Origin of the sequence: Veillonella sp. CNR 79/14 (genome assembly GCF_003992185.1) — a bacterium.
GTDB lineage: Bacteria > Bacillota > Negativicutes > Veillonellales > Veillonellaceae > F0422.
The window spans coordinates 1-22,341 of sequence record NZ_RQVH01000023.1 but is presented as its reverse complement, the minus strand read 5'-3'; the positions used below and the strand labels follow the sequence as shown (position 1 = coordinate 22,341).

Sequence of the window (22,341 nt, the reverse complement as noted above, 5' to 3'; positions counted from 1 at the left end):
ATATTTAAAGTTTTTTATTCATTTACTTAATTAAATTTGCTATTATGAAGGCAAGATGAAATTGTAGAGAAATTTAATTGTAATGACATCTACACTTTATCAGGTCATATGTGTAATAAATGGTCGACGAGTAAAAGGAGAATGATTATTATGAATCAGATTTTCAAAGTTGTGTACAGTGCAGCAAAACAATGTTATGTGGTAACATCTGAGTTTGCTAAATCCAATGGTAAAAAAGCAGCAATTGTAGCAGCGGCATTAGTATTAACAAGTGGTGTGGGTGCAGTGAATGCGGCGGATACGGCGGATGCAGCGGATGTAGGGTCACGTTTAACAGCTGTAGAGACTAATGTTCGTAAACTTACTACTATAATTTCTAATATTAAAGATACAGTAGATAGTACAAGTGATGCTCAAGTAGCGACAAATAAACAAAAATCTGAAGCTAATGAAACGGCAATTAATGAGTTAAAACCAAAAGTAGAAGCTAATACTGAAGCAGTCGGAAAAATCGATAATAAAATCGCTACAGCAAAAACAGAAGCCATCACAGAAGCTGGTACAAAAGCAGATGAAAAAGTAGCAGCAGCTAAAACAGAATTAGAAGCCAAAATCACTACAGCGAAAACAGAAGCTATCGCTGATGCAGAAGGTAAAGTAAATGCAGCAAAAACTGATTTAGAAGCCAAAATCGGTACAGCGAAAACAGAAGCTATCGCTGATGCAGAAGGTAAAGTAAATGCAGCAAAAACTGATTTAGAAGCAAAAATCGGTACAGCGAAAACAGAAGCTATTGCTGATGCAGAAGGTAAAGTAAATGCAGCAAAAACTGATTTAGAAGCCAAAATTGGTACAGCGAAAACAGAAGCTATCGCTGATGCAGAAGGTAAAGTAAATGCAGCAAAAAAAAATTTAGAAGCAAAAGATACAGAGTTAACAGGTAAAATTACTGCTGCAGAAGGTAAAATTGCAGACTTAGAAAACAAATATAATTCTGCAACTGATATCAAAGCAGCGAATGAGCGCTTTAAGAAACTTGAAGAAGCAGATAGAGACCATGATGCATCTCTTATTGGTATCAATGATAAAATTAAAACTATGAAAGACAATAATAAAGAAGCGCTTGATACTATCTCTGGCATTGTAACTGAACATGCAAATATGCTCAATAGCCATACCAGTGATTTAGAAAAAATGGGTGAATCTGTTAATAAAAATACTGAAGATATTGGCAAAACTAGAGATAGCTTGAGAGAATTAGCAACGGGTATTCTTGAAGGCAATGAAAAGTTAAGTGAAGATATTAATAATATGGCTACTGAACTTAAAGAAGAAATTAAGGAAAATGCTGATGCTATTGATGCCAATACGAAGGCCATCGATAAAAATACGGCAGCCGTTGATGAAGCTAATAAAAAGTTAGTAGAACATGCAACAGTAATTAATGAAAATACAAAAGCTATTAATGACAATGTTGATAGTATCAATACAAATGCTGAAAGTATTGCTAAAAACACAGGCTATATTAAAGAAATAGTAGAAAAAAATATAGAATTAGGTGAAGCTGTAAAAGAAAATAAAGAGAATATCAAAACAGTAGCAACTGGCTTAATTGAAACAGCAAAAGAAATCGATGCGTTAGAAGCTAAAAATACTGAACAAGATGGTAAAATTGATGCTAATACAAAAGCTCTTGAAGAAGCTAAAAAAGCTTTAGAAGAAAAAGATACTGCATTAGAAGCTAAAAATAATGCTCAAGATGTTGAAATTACAAATGCTAAAGCAGCAGCAAAAGCAGCAGATGATAAAGCAGGAAAAGCTCAAGAAACAGCAGAGGCAGCAGCTCAAGCCGCTACTGACAAATCTGCAACAGCAAAAACTGAGGCTATCGCAGAAGCTGGCACACAAGCAGATGCTAAAATTAAAACCGCTAAAGAAGCCATTGCTACTGACATTACAGCCGCAAAAAATGAAGCTATTACAACAGCTGGTACTAATGCAGATGCAAAAGTAAATGCAGCAAAAGAGGCTTTAGAAACAAAACTTAGTGGCTTAGAGTCTTCTACAGTTAAATTAGATAAATATGGTCAAGACATTGCAGCTTTACAAGAAACAGACAAAAACCATGAAGCTCGTTTAACGACTGTTGAAAATGATGTGAAAATTGTAGGCGCTAATGCAGCAGCGTTAGCAGCGTTAAAACCTCTTCAATACAACCCTGGTCAAACTACTCAAGTAATGGCAGGTGTTGGTACATACCGTGGTAAAACTGCTGTAGCATTAGGTGCAGCTCATTATGCTAGCGAAAACTTAATGTACCATGCAGGTGTAAGCTTCGGTAACGGCAACGGCGCAATGGCTAATGCTGGTGTTACAATTGGATTTGGTAGTGGCGAAGGTGCAAAAGTAAACTCCTCCAAAGTAGCTGAATTACAAAGCGCAGTAGATCGTTTAACAGCTGAAAACGAACAAGTGAAAGCAGCGTTGTACGATATCTACGCAAAATTACAAGCTAAATAAGAAATAACTTAGAGAATAGATCACTAGGGTATCTCCTAGTGTATAGAAAACTAAGATTATAACAGGAATACATGTTAGGTATACTCTATTTTGGGGTATCCTAACATGTATTTTTTGTATGGAATAATGCATATTTTTTGAGTGTCTATATATATTTTGCATCTAAGTTCTAAATGACTAGGCTAGAATAATGATACTCGTCATGACATACTAGGATTGTATTAGAGTTTCACAGGTGTGATATAATTGTAATAGAATCTATATAACATATCCCTATTCAGGTATTAGGGATGATAAGGAGTCATATGAAATATATTAAGGAGCCTTTACAACTAGATAATCCTTTGGAGTTTTGGCTAAACTTCGAGGGCGAGGAACGGGTCTTTTGGGTGGACCGTCAAAGTGATCGTGTGGTGGTAGGCGCCAAACGATTGGCGGTGGTACAAGATGATATCGACAGGGAACAATATGCGTACGTATTTTATGGGGGCACCTTCTTCCCTACTGTAAAAGATAAAAAATGGAGCAACATGGGCCATGAAATGGTGGCTTTTACCCATTACTATATCGTAGAAAATGGGGAGTCCTTTTACCTGCATGCAGGGGAGGGCGTAGATATACAGCGCCATAAGATTGAGCGCGTAGACCACGCTTTCACAGAAACTAGTGATGATAAACAAGATTGGGATACCTTGATGGATGCCATTTTGACAAATATCCATGAAGGACGCATGACGAAGGTGGTTTCTTCTCGTGAGGTAGAATTTACCAGCCCTACAAAGTTTGATGTGGTGAGCATATTAGACCGTTTGGTGGAGAATAACCCGAATTGCTTTATTTTTGGCTATGAAAAAGAGGGGCGTACCTTCGTGGGGGCATCTCCTGAAATTCTCGTGCGCCATCGAGGGGAGGAAATTCTAAGTTATGCCTTGGCAGGAACGGCACCGAAGTTTGGTCCTAAGGCGTGGACGAAAGAGCGATTCCTAAATGACCATAAAAATCGGGTGGAGCACAATATTGTGCGAGATCGTATTGTGCATACGATGCGACAAGTGACGAATGATGTGACCGTAGGGGAAACGGGCATTATGGAGCTTTCACGGTTATATCATTTGCGGACCATTATCACTGCTAAGGATAGCACGAAATCGCTCATCGAATGGGGCCAATTATTACATCCTACACCCGCCCTAGGGGGCGAGCCACGAGAACTGGCAATGGATTTACTGGCGAAGTACGAAGCCCATGAGCGCGGTATGTATGCGGCACCCTTTGGATTTATGAAAGACATGGGGGATGGCATTCTAGTAGTTGCCATTCGGTCTGCCCTTATCATGGGTAACCGACTCTATGCCTATGCAGGATGCGGTATTGTGAGCGAATCTAATAGCGATGAAGAGTACGAAGAAACCATCAACAAAATGGGTACTATATTGGATGCCTTGTAGGATGATACATCCACGTATAAATCCAATTAGGCATGCCATAGGGTAGGATGATGAATCCGTACCGATGTATTGAACAGATACAGGAAATTAAACAGGAATGTTGAGCAATCAGCATTCCTTTTTTTGTTATGAACCCATGTCTATGTATGTCAGTTAATTATGAACGAGATAGGGGCGTCTAGGTGTTAGATAGATACCCAGTGCAACTCATATGGATACGTACAGAATCTAAAAACAATGGTATAATACATAGTAGATAGTCACTATTAGATATAGTACAATACCACAGGTTGGTATGGGAGATACGATATGAATGAATATATAGCAAGTTTGGTGGATGAGTTATACCAATTAGGGGTGCGCCATGCGGTGTTCAGTCCTGGTTCACGGTCCACTACATTAGCCATGCTCTTTCAAAGCCATGGAGGCTTTCACACATATATGAATATTGATGAACGGTCTGCTGGGTTTATGGCATTGGGCATTGCCAAAGCACAAGGCGAACCAGCCGTATTGGTGTGCACATCGGGGTCTGCGTTGACTCATTATGGCCCTGCTGTAGTGGAAGCCAAGCACAGCGGTGTACCTATGATTATTTTGTCCGCCGACCGTCCGTACACCTTGCAACAGGTGGGGGCACCGCAGACGATTGATCAACAGAAATATTTTGGCACCGCCGTGAACTATTATGAGGAATTGTCTGTGCCTAGTGAAAGTCACTATTACACGTACCCTCGTCAAGTGGCGCGCCGTGCCTATTTGAAAGCGAATGACCACAAATTGGGGCCGGTACACATCAATGTACCTTTGTTTGAGCCCTTGGTGCCCAATCGTGAGGAAGAGTATTTTAAACAGGGGCGCAGTGCGAAACCATTCCGACTTGTGAAACATCAGAAGATAGCATCCTTGGCATCGTTACTCAATGGAAAACGAGTGCTCATCTTGGGTGGTCCTACTGTGACGAATCCGAAAGCAGTTGTAGACTTCGCCGATCGGATTGGCGCTGTTGTCACCGGTGATCCTTTATCTAATTTGCGCCAATACGAGGGCGTGATTAGCACCTACGATGCTTTCTTGGCTCATCATGAACGATGGGAAGAGTTGCGACCTGATGTGGTCATCCAATTGGGACAAATCCCTGTGTCAAAACGGATTCAGCAATGGATGGAGACCTTGACGGACATCGATTATATTACCGTCAGCCCTAATGCAGATGTGGTGAACCCTAGCTTGACGACTACCATACATGTGATGGCGAGTGTAGATGTATTTTTAGCGGAGATCTATCGTGGCTTATTTGCTGTATTGGGTCTAGGTAGTCGAATAGGCGATACAGTGCAGGGATTATTAGACAAGAGTGATGCGGAAGGCGCTAGCTCTTATAAATTTGGACTGGAACAGGACATCACAGATATCAATCATCGACATAGATTAGAGGAATCTAACACAGCATATACTTGCTATACAGTATCGGATCTAGAGTATGTTAGAGTATGGCAAGGTATCGAATCCAACAGCCGTGAACAATTAGATAAAGTGCAAGAGGAACCGAATCTATTTGAAGGTCGGACCATTCACATGCTACAACACATCATGCCCGATGAAGGCCAACTTCTAGTGGCGAATAGCATGTCTATTCGTGATATGGACTATTTCTGGGCCACTGGACGATCGCAAGCCATGGTGTATGGAAATCGTGGAACCAATGGTATCGATGGGACTGTGTCTACGGCGTTAGGGCTAAGTACGAATGGGAAACCTACGGTGATGCTGACGGGAGATTTAAGTTTCTTTCACGATATGAACGGTTTAGCCATCGGAAAGACCCATGGGATGAATTTGACCATCATATTACATAACAATGATGGAGGCGGTATTTTCCAATATTTGCCACAAAAAGGGACGGACGATTTCGATTACCTATTCAACACACCGCAAGGCATCGATTACAGTGGCTTAGCGACCATGTATGGCCTGGACTATGTAAAAGTCACTACGAATGCAGAGTTAGAACAGGCGATGCAACACTATATCGGTACAGAGGGGATTCACCTCATTGAAGTGCCTACCTCTAAAGAAATTAGTCGTGAGTTACACAAGGTCTATCGGGTGCAATAATATGAGACCGATGATTCAAGATATACGAACCTTAGATATGCAACGTATGCAGATCCACATGGGAGAATACTACTATGGTGTGACTGTAATGGGTACGGGAAAACCGTTAGTTTGTTTTCATGGATTTTCCGAATCCGGGTCTACCTGGGATGGCATTGAGGTCAGCGGGTATCGACTGATACGTATCGATAGTATGGGTCATGGTAGATCGGCTCGACCTATGGAATTAAAACCTTATGAACTGCCTCAGATGCTCAGTGATTTGCATCGGGTTATCTATGCCGTAGCCGGTGAAAGATATGCTCTCATGGGGTATTCCATGGGAGCTAGGCTAGCCTTACTCTATGCCTTGGAGTACCCCCATGAGGTAACGCACCTCATCTTAGAAAGTGGCTCGGTAGGCATAGAAGATGAAGGGGGACGACAAGACCGCTATGTAGCCGATCAAGGACTGGCTGAACGGATCCGGGCACATGATATCACTTGGTTTAGCGAGACTTGGGCTAAGCTAGAGATTTTCAAGACACAACAAGGTTTGCCTACAAAGGTGCAACAGCAGATTAGAGGGCGGCGCTTGCTCAATAGCCCTCATGCATTGGCGTTCACCTTGAAAGGAAGCGGACAGGGGAGTATGCCTTATGTAGGTCATCGTTTGTCGGAATTGACCATGCCCGTCTGTTATATTAGTGGTGAACTAGATGCAAAATATACAGCCATTGGGGCTAGGTATTTTGGTGATGTCCACCGCATTGTGCCGCAGGTGGGTCATAATGTGCATGTGGAAGCACCAGAAGCGTATCGGCAAATTTTAAAACAATTTTTCCTATAATCGGAAGTATTAGTGAATGTGTGGACTATTTATACTCTTAGGATGCGCGGATATGGAAGAAGATAGTGGCTAATAATTCTGGTTGCAGTAATAGAAATAAGAGGTATCGTATGATTACAAATATCACCCTATACCATGTGCAACTACCGATGAAGTTTACTTTCAAAACGGCAAAGGGCGAAGTAGGTGTCAGGGATACTTTCATTGTTCGTTTGGAAGATGAAGCGGGCTATGTAGGATACGGGGAATGCGTGGCCTTCGTAGACCCTTTTTATACAAAAGAAACGGTGGCATCTTGTTGGGATACCTTATGTACGAGGTATTTACCAAACCTGTTGGGGCAAGAAACAACAACCACATTGCCACAACAATGGCTGATGGAAGGAATGCCTATGACTGTGGCATCTGTGGAAAATGCCTTGCTCCATCTACAATGCCATCACTTAGGGGTCAATACAGTGGAATATGTGCTACAGCAATCCTTACTGTCGACCGTATCTACGGGCATTGTCATTGGGGACGTCCCTTTGGATACCTTGGTAGATGCTGTATCTGGTTATGTATCACAAGGGTGTCAGCGTATTAAACTGAAAGTATCCCCCAAGGATGGTTATGAACGAGTACAGCGAGTGCGTTCAGCCTATCCAGACCTTATGTTAGCGGTGGATGCGAATCAAAGTTACACCTATGAAGATGTGGATAAGGTGAGGGCCTTTCAGGGGTTTCATTTGGCCTGTATAGAAGAGCCCTTTCAGATACAAAGCTTAAAAATGTACCATCAATATAAGTCAACTCATGAATGGGATATTACGACTCCTATATGTTTAGATGAATCGATTTTGGGGTATGATGATTTGGTCTATGCCCATACGCATGGCTTGTTGGATGTACTTAATGTAAAAGTGGGTCGTTTAGGTGGTCTTCGAGAAACGGCTAAGGTCATTCAGTATTGTCGTGATCATGGCATCCAGTACTGGATTGGATCCATGGTAGAATCCAGTATTTCCAAATGGATGCATGTACAATTAGCGGCTCTAGGAGATAGCTATATGCCGGGAGATTTGTCGGATTCGTTGCGCTATTTTGAGCGAGATTTGACTCGACCGCCTATTATTAGTACAATAAAAAACTGCAGTACAGAGAGACTTTCACAGTTTGTAGAGGTGCCTAATGGTGCTGGATTGGGTGTAGACGTTGATATAGAGGCGTTAGAGGCGTATTGCATACATAAGAAATTATGGCACCTATAACTGATTTATATACTTGTATAGCTTGTGGATGTGGTATGATACAATATACAAGTAGTGTATGAAACTATATGACATATACAGATATGATGCATTTCAAGTAGAGGTGGAATGTATCGTTGTTTTACATAGATACGTAGGAGGTTTGTATGACAGAGTACATAGAATTATTAAAACGTGAGGTAAAACCGGCCTTTGGTTGTACGGAGCCAATCGCCTTGGCATTTGCAGCGGCGAAAGCGGCAGAACTATTAGGTGTTCGACCAGATCACATTCATGGTCGGTTAAGTGGCAATATTATTAAGAATGCAAAAAGTGTAACCATTCCTAATTCAGAAGGTCGTACGGGCATTTATTATAGTCTTATTTTAGGCACCTTAGTAGGGACAGCGGCGAAAGAATTAGAAGTATTAGAAGACCTTACTCATGAACAAGTGGTAGAAGCAGACCGTTTATTTGAAGCGGATTACTGTGATATTGAGCTAGCAGAAGGGGTAGAAAACTTATTTATCGAAGTCACTGCTGTGGCTGGTGAACATACGTCTAAGGTCATTGTTCAAAATACACATACCACTATTTCTTACGCAGAAAAAGACGGAGAAGTGTTGATTGCCTTATCTGCAGAAGAAGTGGCTAAACATTCTATGGAATTGTGCTTTGACTCTTGCTATGAGTTTGCTAGTACTGTAGATGCGAAAGAGTTGGAAGATATTTTAGGACCACAACTAGATTTGAATATGGCTATTGCCGAAGAAGGTATGAAAAACAATTATGGTTCCAATATTGGTAAATTGATTATTTCCAATTCTTCTTCCATTGCGGATAAAGCTCGTGCCTATGCAGCTGCTGGATCTGATGCACGCATGGACGGTTGTTCTATGCCTGTAATGATTAACTGCGGTAGTGGTAACCAAGGGATTACATTATCTGTGCCTATTATGATGTATGCTAAAGAATACGGTATCGATCGTGACCATACGTTGCGCTCTTTAGCCTTAGCCAATGTGTTAGCTCTATACATTAAACAATATATTGGTCGTTTGAGTGCTTACTGCGGTGTAGTGAGTGCTGCTTCTGCTACAGCTGCTGGTGTAGCATTCTTACTTAATGAATCCAAGGAAGTAGTTTGGGAAACATTATCAAATGCATTAGCAGGTACATCTGGTGTGGTTTGCGATGGAGCAAAAGCATCTTGTGCTATGAAAATTGGTATGTCTCTTGGTAATTCCTTATTAGCCTATACACAAGCAAAGACAGATAATAGCTTTAAAGCAGGCCAAGGTATTGTAAAAGAAGACATTGACCATACGGTGCAAACGGTAGCAACCATTGCTCGTGAAGGAATGAAGCAAACCGATGTTGTCATCCTAGAAACCATGTTAGAAAAGTAATCTATGCATTATTGGTATAGAGAATGAGAACAATTCTATATTGATTTTTCTAAAAGTATAGTGTATGATAGATACATAGATTGATTTCATAGTCACATACTCAGTTTGTGCTATGTATAGGTTGTAACAATAAAGGAGATTTAGCATGGCAATCATCGGTAAACAACTACCAGCTTTTGAATTAGATGCATTCCGTAAACCAGAAATTATTAAAGTGAGCAATAAAACTATCGAAGGTAAATGGAGCGTGTTTGTATTCTATCCAGCAGACTTCACATTTGTATGTCCAACAGAATTGGCAGACTTACAAGATCAATACGCAGAATTGAAAAATTTGGGCGTAGAAGTATTCTCTGTATCTGTTGACTCTGCGTTCGTTCACAAAGCATGGTCCGATGCATCTCCTACAATCAATAAAATCGAATACACTATGATATCCGATATTAAACATGAATTAGCTGACTTCTTCGAAACATTCTCTGAAGAGTCTGGCCAAGCGTATCGCGGTTCTTTCGTGGTAGACCCAGAAGGCATCGTTCGTGCCGCAGAAATCTGTGACATGGGTGTAGGTCGTTCTGCTGCTGAGTTAGTACGTAAAGTACAAGCTTGCCAATTTGTTGCAAAACATGGTGAAGTGTGCCCAGCAAAATGGACTCCTGGTGAAAAAACGTTGAACCCAGCAGATCTTGGCTTAGTTGGCAAAATCTAAAGTAAATAAACAGCTCCTTTAGTAGTTTTGTGGTTGAAGGCTCCTCTCCCTCTCTCGAATCTTCAACAACACATGATGTACTAATTGAGTGTGTTGACTATATTTGTAAACTTTCCTAAGAACACATCTTAGATCCTTTACTTCCCATAAAAACGACAAAGCAATGCTTTGTCGTTTTTATCTTTCCCAAATTATATAGTTGTATTACTAAAAAGTATCCTTTATTCATTTAAATTATTAGATTTAGTTTAGAAATTTGTATATAATAAGGAGGTAAGGTTACAAATAGAATGCATATAGGAGAATGAGAATGTTAGAAGTTACATACGAACGATTGGCAGGGATTTTTAAAGCCCTTAGCGATGAAACAAGATTGCACATTGTAGACATGTTGTCTTGTAATGAATTATGTGCGTGTGATATTTTGGCTAGTTTTGAGTTATCTCAATCTACTCTTAGTTATCACATGAAAATTTTAATTGATGCAGGTATTGTGAATTCTGTGCGTAGCGGTTTGTGGACACGCTATTCCATTAATGAAGAAGCTTTTGATGAATTTGTTAAATTCTTGCCTGAATTATATAAAACAAAAGATGAGTGCATTTGTGCACAAATCAAATACTGCCGTATTGAGGATGCTCCACAAGCGGTGGCAGAATAATATGAAACGTTGGATTATGCATGTAGATATGGATGCTTTCTTTGCATCTGTAGAACAACATGATCGTCCAGAACTACAAGGTCACCCAGTTATCGTGGGTGGCCTTTCTTCACGTGGTGTGGTGGCTACGTGTAGTTATGAAGCACGGAAATTTGGGGTACGTTCTGCTATGCCTATTGGGAAGGCTAGAAAATTATGTCCAGATGGTATCTATCTATTGCCACGAATGGAACGATATCACGAAATTTCTGATCAAATTCATGATGTGTTGCATCGGTTTAGTCCCTATTTAGAGCCCATTTCTTTGGATGAGGCTTTTTTAGATATTTCAGGATTAGGAAAACTCTATGAGTCTCCTATGGCGGTGGGCCGTGCTGTGAAAGAACAAATTAAGGACCTAACGGGGTTGGTCGCATCTGTGGGAATTGGGCCGAATAAGTTTTTAGCAAAATTAGCATCGGATTTACGAAAGCCAGATGGGTTATATATTATCCCCCATGGGCAAGAAAGCGCTCATATTAAACATTTACCGGTACGCAGGTTGTGGGGCGTAGGGGCTCATATGGAACAAGCATTACAGCGAGGCGGCTTTCATCGGATTCAAGATATTGAACAGTTAGATTCGTATCATGAGTTAGAACCCTATTGCGGTCATCAAAGTGAACGTGTGTATTTGTTGTCTAAAGGCATTGATGATCGGCCTATTGAGTGGAATCGTGAGTTGCAATCCGTAGGTAATGAACTGACCTATGAAAGGGACTTAATGGACCCAGAGGAAATCGACAATGAATGGCGATATTTTGCGCATCATGTAGCTAAGCGTTTGCGCCAGAAAGGACTTAAAGGACATACGATAGCCATCAAAGTACGATTGCCAGACTTTACCACCAAAACAAGGCAAAAACGATTATCCTATCAGACGGATAGAGAAGATGTATTGTATGAGACGGCCTGTGTATTATATAATAAACTTAATGTACAGGGGCCGTTCCGGTTATTGGGGATTACGGTCAGTGGCTTTCACCAAGAGGTGGAGCAAGAGTCGCTCTTTCAGAGTGAAGAAACAGAGCCAGATCGGTTAGCACAAGTACTAGATACTTTGGAAGAACGATTTGGAGAAGATATTGTTACCACAGGAGCTATGTGGAAACGAAAATTGAAGGATGACACGACATCGTCCTAGGAGGATAGTATGCAACAATATATATTGGACCAGGAACAGATTGAAAAGTTGTTACAAGGCTTGCAAACAGCGTATGGTCATTGCAAAGAAGTACAACAGCAATATGTGGCGAATTTAGAGGCGCACCATATGGAGTCCCCTGAAATGGCTATGGAAGTGGTAGAAGACTTAGAAAACTTTGCTCATATGTTGGCTCTATTGGGAAAACAATGGGAAGAATTACGTGGGCTCCAAAGTATGGTAACAGAGCACTATCTGTATGATATGATATCTTCCTTAGAAGAGACACCAACAGTAGAAGCTGTGGCGGATGAAGGTGTGGAAGGCTATGATGTAGGTGTGGCATTAGGCGTAGATTTTGTGATGGCTGAGCGTTGGCAAGGGGAAACCTTTGCAGAGAAGGTTGAACCGAAGGCGACATCGAGTTCTTTTATGAGTTTATTCAGCAATACCAGCGAAACGAAGCATATTAATGAGTATGACTATGATGACGATGGGGAGGATGACGACCCTAAAGACGATGAAGAGGATGCGGTCATTGAGTTAACGAAATATACTAACAAAAAATCTAACTTGTATGATATGTTTGAGATGGAGTCGTCAACAGAGACAAAAAAACAGCATAAAAAGCGTTGCAAACATTGCACAGAAGATTCTCCCATACCAGAAGAGCGAGACAAATGCTGCATTGTTAAACAAGAAAAAAAGAAAAAGAAGGAAAAAAGCAAAGATAAGTCGAAACATAAAAAAGAAGCTCCCTCTGTAGACAAGTGGGCAAAAAAATTGTCTAAATGGGAACGCTATGCAGAAGAGCATGGCGATGCATGGACAGAAAAAGTCTTGCAAAAAGTAGCAAAAAAGGCAGAGAAAAAAGCGGAAAAGCGAGGCATGAAAGCGGTCTTCAAAAAGCATAAGTTAGACCGATTTGCGAAGCTGTCTAAGGAGGATTAAGGTATGGATGTGGTAAGTGTATTAGGCTTTGTATTGCTAGGCGTAGTTGTAGCCGCATTGGGAACCATCATTGGTGCAGGTGGCGGATTGATTTTTGTGCCAGTATTTCTTTACTTCTTTCCAGAATGGACGCCAGCTATGGTAGTAGGTACATCCTTGTTTACGGTAACCTGTAATGCCATTTCGGGTACTATTGCCTATGTGCGACAGAAGAAAATATTATATAGCGCAGCAATTCTATTCGGGATTGCCACCTTCCCAGGGTCGATTATCGGTGCTCATGTAGCGGAATATTTTGATCCTAGTGGGTTCCGATTCTGGTTTGGTTCTTTCTTGCTAATCATGTCTTTGTTCATTGGTTATAAAAATATGAATAAAGGGGAACGCAAAGAAGAGTCCTTGCAATTAGAAGAGTTGACCTATAATAAAGTGGTAGGTATCTTAATTAGCATGGGAGTAGGCTTTATTTCTAGCTTATTTGGTATCGGCGGTGGCTTGATCCATGTGCCGGCTTTCATTTATATCATGGGATTTCCTACGCATATGGCCACCGCCACTAGTCATTTTATCTTGGCTATGTCTACCTCAGTAGGGACTTTAACACATTTTTTGAGTGGTCATATTCATTTTGAAATTGCCATTCCTTGTGGTATTGGTGCCTTAGCGGGTGGTCAATTAGGGGCGTTCATTGCGAAACGATTGCGAGCAAAAACGATTTTAATTGGGTTATCCATTGGGATTGGATTACTGGCATTACGCTTAATTTACACATCTCACGTATTGTTCTAGTGTCATAGTATAGATTAAATAGAGAGGACTTTATGGGAAAGGGAAAGAAACGGAAACAACACCAACCACAGCCACAACAGACGATTACGACAGCCCGTTTGACCACGATGATTAAATGGATGTTGTTTATTAATCATTTAGCCTTGTGCTGGTTCTTTAATGGTCGGGCTGATATGAGTTTACTAGCTGCTAATATGCTAGGTGGCTTAGCCCTTTGCGGGATTTACTGGATGCGTTTTAAGAAGGAAATGTTTACCGATGAAGATGTAGAGCGTGGCATGCGCTATGTATTGTCCTATGTTCTGATGACGATGACAGCTTTCTTTTATACTCTGGCGATGTATCGATCTGGGGAGTTAACGGATACTATGTATCTGATTATTACAGGAGCTAGTTTCTTTGTGTGGTTCTGCTTGTATAGCGCTACACAAGGGTTTATCAAAAAAAGTGAATAATATATACTATAAGTTCTCATTACGTTATAGGTAATGGGAACTTTTTACATTCAAATATTTCGATAAACTATATGAAAAACTATTGCATTTTATAATTTACTATGCTAAGATAAATACATAATAAATAATAATTATTAATTGCTAATTAGAATAATTAGCAAAATAAACTAAAGAAAAGGAGAAATAGGTATGAAAAACTTACAAGCAGTTAACCAATATATTGCAAACTTAGCAATTTGGAACATTAAACTTCACAATTTCCATTTTAATGTAGTAGGATCTCAATTTGTGCCAGCTCACAAATATTTAGAAGAAGTCTACGATGTAGCATTTGATTATTATGATGCAGTAGCTGAGCATGTAAAAATGCAAGGTGAAGAACCTGTAGTGCATGTGGCAAAATATTTAGAAATTGCTTCTTTGAAAGAAGAACCAGGCAACAAATTCTCCGTAGAACAAGTGTACAACTTCTTAGTAGGAGATTTCGAATTGTTGAACAAAGAAGCTCGTGCTATCCGCGAAGCAGCTGATGAAGAAGGTAACTTCGGATTAGTGGCTATCATGGAAGACCACATTGCTTACTATGAAAAACAATTGTGGTTCTTACGTGCTACTTTAGGCTAATTCCTCCTGACAGTAACATCGAACCAATCACATAACACTCCCTTATATGTGATAACATCCTGAATATGACAACACTTACAACTATACTATAAACTATACCAAAGGACCCCTGCTCAGGGGTTCTTTTAGTATATAAGGCATACCTTTGAAAGGTGATAAAACGATGTATTGTAAAATTTCATTGCTAGGTGATACAATACAAGTAATGTAAGAGAGGTTGAGAAAGGGGCATAGAGGATGAATCGATTTTTACGACGAGGACAATTACAAACTATAGAACCACAGAAGGATATATCTGTGGTAGAAGACATGGATACGCTGGTGAGTGAAGTGAGTTCGGATGAGTTCTTGGACATGGTGCAACAAGAGGGGACGTCAAAGGATTTGAACCGAGCTATGGATATGGTGGAGATTGAAGAGTCAGAAGAAAACCGTGCACCTTTGGACCCTTATGAAGCAATGACGATTCGTGATTATAGTCAATTGGATGTATTGCCAGAGCATGCTGATGAAGATTATGGTTTTTCTAGTGCAAACGAAACAGAACAGGATCAATTTTTCCATAACAACTACAATGATATTATGGAAGATGAGTTAGAGTATGATCAACAAGAGGCTGATAGTTCTTATGATTACAATTCTGGAGATAGTTTTGACTTCGACTTTGACGTTGATTTTGACTTGTTTGATGACTTTGATAATGACTAGTAAGGAATGAATGATGACGAAGCCCATACATACAAGGACATCAGTATGTCCTTATGATTGCCCAGATGCCTGTGGATTGATCTTGACCATTGAGGGAGACCAGTTACAACGGGTAGAAGGTATGAAAGATCACAGCTTTACGAGAGGAACGCTGTGCCAGAAAATGCAACATTACGAACGAACAGTCCACCATAGGGAACGTCTAACAACGCCTTTGCGACGCATAGGTCCTAAGGGAAGCGGTCAATTTAAACCGATTACTTGGGACGAAGCACTAAAGGAAATTGCTCAGCAGTTTCAGCACTGTATCCATACATACGGTTCTGAAAGTATTATGCCCTATTCCTATGCAGGGACCATGGGAATCTTACAAAAGAGTGCAGGGGATCCACTCTTTGCCATACTTGGTGCGACCCGTCAAGATAAGGGGATTTGTTCCCCTGCTAAACGCTATGGTTGGGCTAGTCTTATGGGGAATACCCTAGGGAGTCGTCCACAAGATATACAATACAGTGATTGTGTGGTGTTGTGGAGCCTCAATGCAGTGGCTACGGATGTACATGTCCTACATGATGTGACCATAGCTCGCCAGCGAGGTGCCAAGCTTTGGGTGATTGATACGTACTATACGGAGACAACGAAATTAGCAGATGAAGTCATTATCATACGACCAGGTACAGATGGAGCCTTTGCGTTGGGTGTGGCCTATGTGCTTGTGGAAGAAGGATTAGTACATGAGGAATTTATTCATCAGTATGTACAAGGCTATGAAGGATTCCGTGATACTGTTATTTCTCAATATCCACCATCGAAAGTGACTCGAATCACAGGCGTACCAGAGGAACGGATTATCCAGTTTGCTCGTGCTTATGGACAGGCAATGGCGCCATTTATTCGCTTAGGCAGTGGACTATCTCGCTATGGGAACGGAGCGAATACGGTGCGATGTGTAGTGGCACTACCTGCCTTGGTGGGGGCATACCTACATACAGGAGGTGGCCTCTTGTCGAGTGCCTCGGGTAGTCAATTTGTTGGGGGCAAGCGTGTCAGTTGGGAGCGCTTTCAAATAAAAGAAACACGGTTGAACCCAATGATTCATTTAGGTCCAATGTTAACAGAGGTCAACAACCCACCGATTAAGGCCCTCTATGTATATTCCAGCAACCCTGCGGTGACATCGCCGGACCAAACAGTGGTGCGCAAAGGATTGGCACGAGAGGACCTGTTCACGGTGGTACACGAACGATTTATGACGGATACGGCGAAATATGCAGACATTGTGCTCCCTGCAACGACGTCTGTAGAGCATAATGATATCTATAATTCCTATGGACATTACACCATCGGTTGTGGCTATCAAGCCATTCCTCCTGTAGGTGAAAGTCGCTCTAATTGGGATACTATTTGTAGTATTGCTAGAGCTATGGGTATCGATGACCCTGTATTTGCTATGTCAGAATTGGAGATGATTGAAGATATTGTGCGACATGCTCCGATTTCAAGAGAAGTGCAAGATAGAATCTTGGCAGGGGATTTTGTGGAAATGGACCTATCCGGTACGTATAAGCTAGAGTACGGTACACCATCTAGTAAGATTGAATTATATAACCCCTTAGAGCGTGAGCCATATCCTGTATATCGTGAAGCTCATGGGGATACAGCGGAGTTCTTCCTCATCAATGGTGCTGATCCACGTATACTAGACTCGTCCTTTTGTGAGATACAAGAAGATACACCAAAGATGGTTGCTCGTATGCATCCTGGTGATGCCCAGCGCAAGGGCGTATGGCACAGTGAGTTTGTGCGCTTGTATAATGAGCGAGGTTCCTTGCGGATTGCCTTAGTCATTGATGATGCGGTACCAAAGGGGACTATTGTGAGTAGTGGTGTCTGGTGGCAATCGCAGTCCCATGATACAGAGCATACAATGAATGTATTGACTGCCTCACGATCTACCGATTATGGTTGGGGTAGTACCTTTTATGATGTGAAAGTACATGTAGAGCCCTGCGACTAAAAATGAGTAATGCTTGGTTATAGTTAATAGATGTAGTTCGCCTATCAATTATAGTTCGGATATATATGCATAATTGGTATAGACAAAGCCATTTTCTACAAAGAAAATGGCTTTTTATTTTACTTATAATTAGATATAATAAAAAAATAAGCATAAGAAGTGTTTTTATACAGTGTATATTTGTTATTATGGGATGTATTTGAAAGGAGATATTATGTCAGATCATACTCAACTATCGGGGCGAGCCTATATTGCTATCGGCCTGATGCTGTTCGCTTTATTCTTTGGGGCAGGTAACTTAATCTTCCCTGCTACTCTAGGTCAACATGCAGGTACCAATGTGTGGTGGGCCATCTTAGGGTTTATTGTAACTGGTGTAGGCTTACCTTTATTAGGGGTTATGGCTATGGGATACTCCGGCAGCCGTAACGTACAAAGTTTGGCAAGCCGTGTGCATCCAGTGTTTGGGGTCCTATTTACATTGGCATTATACTTATCCATTGGCCCTGCTTTTGCCATCCCTCGTACGGGGACTGTATCCTATGAAATTGCAGTGAAACCATTCTTAGGTGGAGCTGCCTCAGATACAGCACTATCCTTGTTCCTTGTGGGGTTCTTCGTAGTCACATTGTGGCTCTCTATTAATCCGCAAAAATTGGTGAATCGCATTGGTAAAATCTTAACACCAGCCTTGCTACTGACCATCGTGGTATTGATTGTTAAATCTTTGATTACTCCATTAGGCAGCTATGGTACACCGACAGAGTCCTACGCTACTAGCGGCACCGCATTTCTACAAGGCTTCTTAGATGGATATAACACATTAGATGCCTTGGCATCCTTTGTGTTTGGTATTTTGGTTATCGAATTTGTGACACTTTCAGGGGCACAAACACGTGATGAAATTACACGGGCCACTATGAAAGCTGGGTTAATCGCCGTAGGTTGCTTAGGCGTGGTGTACATCTTTATTGCTAGCTTAGGCGCTACCAGCGTAGAGCAGTTAGGCATCTTAGATACAGGGGCGCCTGTATTGGCAGAATCTGCTCGTTTGTTATTCGGCGATTTAGGGGCTATGATCTTGGCAGTCATCGTATTATTGGCGTGTTTGACGACGAGTATCGGACTTGTTACTTCTTGTGCACAGTATTTTAGCACACAATTTGGTGGCTTATCCTATAAAGCCTATGCAGTGCTATTCGTGTTGATTTCTTTCGGCGTAGGCATGTTTGGATTGAAAACCATCATTACTGCAGCTATTCCTGTGTTGATGTTCCTGTACCCATTATCCATTGCATTGATTGTATTGGCATTCTTACATCCGTTGTTCAACGGCCGCCAATGCGTATATGCTTGGACAGTAGGGGCAACCTTCATCACAGCTCTTGTATCTGGCTTAGAAACAGCGAGCGTAGACTTAGGTAGCTTAGGACAATTCTTTGCTACACAAGTACCAATGCATGGCATCGGTATGGACTGGCTTGTATTCGGCGGCGTAGGATTCGTGATTGGATTGATCCATCGGGCGTTGGTGAAAGCTAACTAAAAGATTATTTTATATATGTTGGGACTACTTATATACGAGTAGTTCTAATATTTTTTGTATAAAAAAGCTACACGGTAGAATGTATCTACGTGTAGCTTTTGTGTATATAATCTTACTGACATTCTTATTCCAAATCGTCGAAATCGAATGCTGCTGCTTTTGTATAGTTCGTAACTTTTGCCTCGAAGAAGTCAGTTTTCGTGCTGTTCAAATTGGAGAAACTTTCAATCCAAGCCATAGGATTTTCCTTGATCTCTGGATATAACAGTTGCAAGCCGATGGAATCAGCACGTTGATTTGCTAAGTATTTGATATAGCGTTCGATCAATGTGTTGTTGATGCCAAGGATTTTGTCGTCTGTAATGTATTGACCCCAAGCGATTTCATTTTCTGTACCTTCGCGAAGCATTTGTGTCAATTCAGCTTCTAGTTCAGGAGTGAATAGTTCAGGGCGTTCGATGCGAAGCTCACGGATAATGTTTTGGAACAATACTAAGTGAGTCACTTCGTCACGATTGATGTATTTAAAGATCGTGGAAGTTGCGGTCATTTTACCTTGGCGTGCCAATGTGTAGAAGAAGCTAAATCCGGAGTAGAAATAGATACCTTCTAAAATGTAGTTTGCCATGATAGTGCGAATCAAATTGTGCTCTGATGGTTCATCGCTAAAGCGTTGGTAAATGTCAGCAATGAAGCGGTTACGAGCTAGTAAATGTTCATCTGTACGCCACTCATCATAAATGCGGTCACGAGTAATTGGATTCGTTACTGTATCCAAAATGTAAGAATAGGATTGGGCGTGAATTTCTTCTTGGAAGGCTTGGATATTAAGTAAAGAAGCTACTTCAGAAGCCGTAATATAACGGCTCAAATTTGGTAAGTTTTCGCTTTGAATAGAGTCCAAGAAGTTCAAGAAAGAAATAATTTTGTCGAAGGCACGGCGTTCGCTATCCGTTAAATATGGGAATTGCTTAATATCTTCGTTCAAAGAAATTTCTTCAGGAATCCAGAAATTGTTCAGCATCGTGCGATACAATGTATTTGCCCAATCGTACTTAATACGATTCCATTCCCGTAAATTCGTCGTATTACCGCCCACCATACTTTGCGTGCCACGGTCACCATGTTCATTAAAAATCAGTTTCTTTTCCATGAAAGTAACTCCTACCTTATCTATAATAACAATATATTTATGAATTATTATGAAAGCCTGGATAGAATACATGCTTTCATAGGTATATAGTTATAAACTACCTCTTATTATACTAAAAATGCATACTAAAAAGATAGGGGGAGAGATGATTAATAGGTAGAGTGTTGTGAGCTTTGATGCAGCAGTGTATAATGATATTAGATAAAAGTTAAAACAATAGTGTATTAGTATTTAGTAGCGGTATTATAAAAATAAAGCCATTAATGAAATAAAAAAGGATAGGTATATAAATATGGGGAATATAGGTCGTGTATCTAAAAATACACATGCGGTACCAAAAGAAAATAAACCGGATACATTAGTATCCTTAGCTAGTTTATCGAAGGAAGAATTAGATAAGGAATTGCAAAAAGGAATAGATTCGTTAAAGAATGATAAAACCTATGGTATAGATGAAGTAGATGCATTTTTTATGAAGAAATATGGTATATAAAAAGCACAGGGACGCGAGCCCTGTGCTTTTGTATACTTTATACTAGAATGTGGGGGCTATTCATTTAGTACAGTCTTATATCATCATTTCTGTACATTCTTATGATAGCATTTATACATTTATAAACTGTTTTCCAACAAAAAATCAATCACATGTTTGTGAACGATTCCATCTTGGCTAAAGTCAACGGTATCCATGGAGAGAACAAATTTAGGGTAATTATCTTGTACATGCGCATACACACCAAATTCACGTTGTCGTGTAGCTTCTGTTTCCATAAGATAGGACACTTGATAGTATACTCGTTCTTTATCCTTCGTAGCAATAAAGTCGATTTCCATATCTTTTACCTTCCCAATTTCTACGGTATATCCTCTAGAAATTAGCTCAATATATATGATATTTTCCAGGGTTCTTTCAATATCTTTCGTATTAGAATACCCTTTGGCAGCCCGAAATCCATGATCCGTAAGGTAATATTTTTCATCAATTTTAAGATTCTTTTTACCGACCGTATCAAATCTAGACACCTTTTTTAGGATGAAAGCTTGCTGACAATAGTCTAAATAATTCAGTATAGTATCAATGGAAACATCCCGATGCTCGCTCTTTAAATATTTTTTAATACTAGTTGCAGAAACGGGGGACCCTATATTTTGTATAGTAAATGATAGGATTCGATTGAAAATATCTACATCGCGAATTTTATTGTGTGTCAACACGTCTTTGATCAAAACTGTATGATACACATCATTTAGATATTTATAACTACTATTTTCTTCTAAGTTAAAGTATTTTAAAGTAGGCATACCACCTAATTGGATGAACTTAGTGAATAGCTCTTCTTTACTAAGCTGTTTTTCTTGGAATACTTCTACAAACTCATCAAATGTAAATGGCTGTATTTCAAATTCTACATATCTGCCAGCAAGAAGTGTAGCAAGTTCGCCAGAGATTAAGGTGGAGTTGGAACCAGTAATATAGATGTCGCAATCTTTACCAACACGTAGACCATTAATCACTCGTTCCCAATTTTGTACTAATTGAACTTCATCAAAAAAGTAATATATCTTTCCTTCTAGGTTCTGGGTCTTTTGGAGGAGGTACTTGGCTAATGTGCTTGCTTCTGTGATATCCATAAACTCTAATGATTCAAAGTTGATATAAATTTTTCGTTCATCAGGTATTTTCTGCAAGATAGTGTCTTTAATGATTGTTAATAAAGTAGACTTTCCAACACGGCGCATACCTGTGAGAATTTTAATTACAGGCTTATCAATGAATGGTTCTATTTGGGTTAAGTACTTAGGACGTTTAATATATTCCATAGCTAACACCTCACTTTCATTGATTCTATTATACTCGAAAAAAATATATATTCCAATGACGCTTTCGAGTATAGTCTAAACTATTAGAAATTGTGCATATCAATTCTATTATACTCGAAAGTGTAAAAAGGTATTAGTATAGTCTCGATCATAAACAAAATACATAACAAT

19 protein-coding genes are annotated in these 22,341 nt (G+C 40.2%); 17 read left to right on the top strand and 2 right to left on the bottom strand.

The genetic code is table 11. The annotated features are described in order from the left end of the window. Nucleotides 1-150: 150 nt before the first annotated feature. The 16 genes from EO119_RS07005 to brnQ all read left to right on the top strand — a co-directional run bounded on the left by EO119_RS07005 (nucleotide 151) and on the right by brnQ (nucleotide 19,196). Nucleotides 151-2,520 carry a YadA-like family protein gene (locus EO119_RS07005; RefSeq protein WP_164725694.1) on the top strand — a complete coding sequence of 790 codons (2,370 nt, stop codon included), beginning with the start codon at nucleotides 151-153 and terminating at the stop codon, nucleotides 2,518-2,520. Between the two features lie 305 nt (nucleotides 2,521-2,825). Further along, nucleotides 2,826-3,968, top strand: a complete 1,143-nt coding sequence (locus tag EO119_RS07000; protein WP_126941192.1) for an isochorismate synthase — start codon at nucleotides 2,826-2,828, stop codon at nucleotides 3,966-3,968. A gap of 309 nt (nucleotides 3,969-4,277) precedes the next feature. Next, a complete protein-coding gene (menD, locus tag EO119_RS06995) occupies nucleotides 4,278-6,086 on the top strand; it encodes a 2-succinyl-5-enolpyruvyl-6-hydroxy-3-cyclohexene-1-carboxylic-acid synthase (protein ID WP_126941190.1) in 1,809 nt (602 codons plus the stop codon). A 1-nt stretch (nucleotide 6,087) separates the two neighbouring features. Next, nucleotides 6,088-6,915 carry a 2-succinyl-6-hydroxy-2,4-cyclohexadiene-1-carboxylate synthase gene (menH, locus tag EO119_RS06990; RefSeq protein WP_240632841.1) on the top strand — a complete coding sequence of 276 codons (828 nt, stop codon included), beginning with the start codon at nucleotides 6,088-6,090 and terminating at the stop codon, nucleotides 6,913-6,915. Nucleotides 6,916-7,025: 110 nt separating this feature from the next. After that, a complete protein-coding gene (gene menC / locus EO119_RS06985) occupies nucleotides 7,026-8,165 on the top strand; it encodes an o-succinylbenzoate synthase (RefSeq protein WP_126941188.1) in 1,140 nt (379 codons plus the stop codon). 146 nt (nucleotides 8,166-8,311) lie between these two features. After that, nucleotides 8,312-9,553 (top strand): serine dehydratase subunit alpha family protein, encoded by a 1,242-nt coding sequence (locus tag EO119_RS06980; protein WP_009353877.1) that lies wholly within the window; start codon nucleotides 8,312-8,314, stop codon nucleotides 9,551-9,553. 145 nt (nucleotides 9,554-9,698) lie between these two features. Continuing rightward, complete coding sequence (locus tag EO119_RS06975) at nucleotides 9,699-10,262, top strand: redoxin domain-containing protein (protein ID WP_009353870.1); 564 nt, start codon at nucleotides 9,699-9,701, stop codon at nucleotides 10,260-10,262. 310 nt (nucleotides 10,263-10,572) lie between these two features. Next, nucleotides 10,573-10,923 carry a helix-turn-helix transcriptional regulator gene (locus tag EO119_RS06970; RefSeq protein WP_009353907.1) on the top strand — a complete coding sequence of 117 codons (351 nt, stop codon included), beginning with the start codon at nucleotides 10,573-10,575 and terminating at the stop codon, nucleotides 10,921-10,923. 1 nt (nucleotide 10,924) lies between these two features. Beyond that, nucleotides 10,925-12,106, top strand: a complete 1,182-nt coding sequence (locus tag EO119_RS06965) for a DNA polymerase IV (RefSeq protein ID WP_062401147.1) — start codon at nucleotides 10,925-10,927, stop codon at nucleotides 12,104-12,106. A 9-nt stretch (nucleotides 12,107-12,115) separates the two neighbouring features. Next, on the top strand, nucleotides 12,116-13,057 hold the full coding sequence (locus tag EO119_RS06960; RefSeq protein ID WP_126941186.1) for a hypothetical protein: 942 nt from the start codon (nucleotides 12,116-12,118) through the stop codon (nucleotides 13,055-13,057). A 3-nt stretch (nucleotides 13,058-13,060) separates the two neighbouring features. Continuing rightward, the gene (locus tag EO119_RS06955) at nucleotides 13,061-13,846 is read left to right on the top strand and encodes a sulfite exporter TauE/SafE family protein (RefSeq protein ID WP_062401143.1); all 786 of its coding nucleotides are present in this window, start codon (nucleotides 13,061-13,063) and stop codon (nucleotides 13,844-13,846) included. A gap of 32 nt (nucleotides 13,847-13,878) precedes the next feature. Then, complete coding sequence (locus EO119_RS06950; protein ID WP_126941184.1) at nucleotides 13,879-14,301, top strand: hypothetical protein; 423 nt, start codon at nucleotides 13,879-13,881, stop codon at nucleotides 14,299-14,301. Between the two features lie 189 nt (nucleotides 14,302-14,490). Further along, on the top strand, nucleotides 14,491-14,925 hold the full coding sequence (locus EO119_RS06945; protein WP_009353871.1) for a DNA starvation/stationary phase protection protein: 435 nt from the start codon (nucleotides 14,491-14,493) through the stop codon (nucleotides 14,923-14,925). A gap of 237 nt (nucleotides 14,926-15,162) precedes the next feature. Further along, nucleotides 15,163-15,633, top strand: a complete 471-nt coding sequence (locus EO119_RS06940; protein ID WP_009353895.1) for a hypothetical protein — start codon at nucleotides 15,163-15,165, stop codon at nucleotides 15,631-15,633. A 13-nt stretch (nucleotides 15,634-15,646) separates the two neighbouring features. After that, entirely contained in the window at nucleotides 15,647-17,650 is a 2,004-nt protein-coding gene (locus tag EO119_RS06935) for a molybdopterin-dependent oxidoreductase (RefSeq protein ID WP_126941182.1), read from the top strand. A gap of 214 nt (nucleotides 17,651-17,864) precedes the next feature. Next, the gene (brnQ, locus tag EO119_RS06930) at nucleotides 17,865-19,196 is read left to right on the top strand and encodes a branched-chain amino acid transport system II carrier protein (RefSeq protein WP_126941180.1); all 1,332 of its coding nucleotides are present in this window, start codon (nucleotides 17,865-17,867) and stop codon (nucleotides 19,194-19,196) included. Between the two features lie 124 nt (nucleotides 19,197-19,320). On the opposite strand, the gene EO119_RS06925 is transcribed toward brnQ, so the two are convergent. Further along, entirely contained in the window at nucleotides 19,321-20,349 is a 1,029-nt protein-coding gene (locus tag EO119_RS06925) for a ribonucleotide-diphosphate reductase subunit beta (protein WP_126941178.1), read from the bottom strand. Nucleotides 20,350-20,641: 292 nt separating this feature from the next. Here EO119_RS06925 and EO119_RS06920 point away from each other — a divergent pair, with 292 nt between their 5' ends. Beyond that, nucleotides 20,642-20,842 (top strand): hypothetical protein, encoded by a 201-nt coding sequence (locus tag EO119_RS06920; protein ID WP_126941176.1) that lies wholly within the window; start codon nucleotides 20,642-20,644, stop codon nucleotides 20,840-20,842. Nucleotides 20,843-20,961: 119 nt separating this feature from the next. Here EO119_RS06920 and EO119_RS06915 read toward each other — a convergent pair whose 3' ends face one another. After that, nucleotides 20,962-22,170, bottom strand: a complete 1,209-nt coding sequence (locus EO119_RS06915) for an ATP-binding protein (RefSeq protein ID WP_126941174.1) — start codon at nucleotides 22,168-22,170, stop codon at nucleotides 20,962-20,964. Nucleotides 22,171-22,341 lie beyond the last annotated feature (171 nt).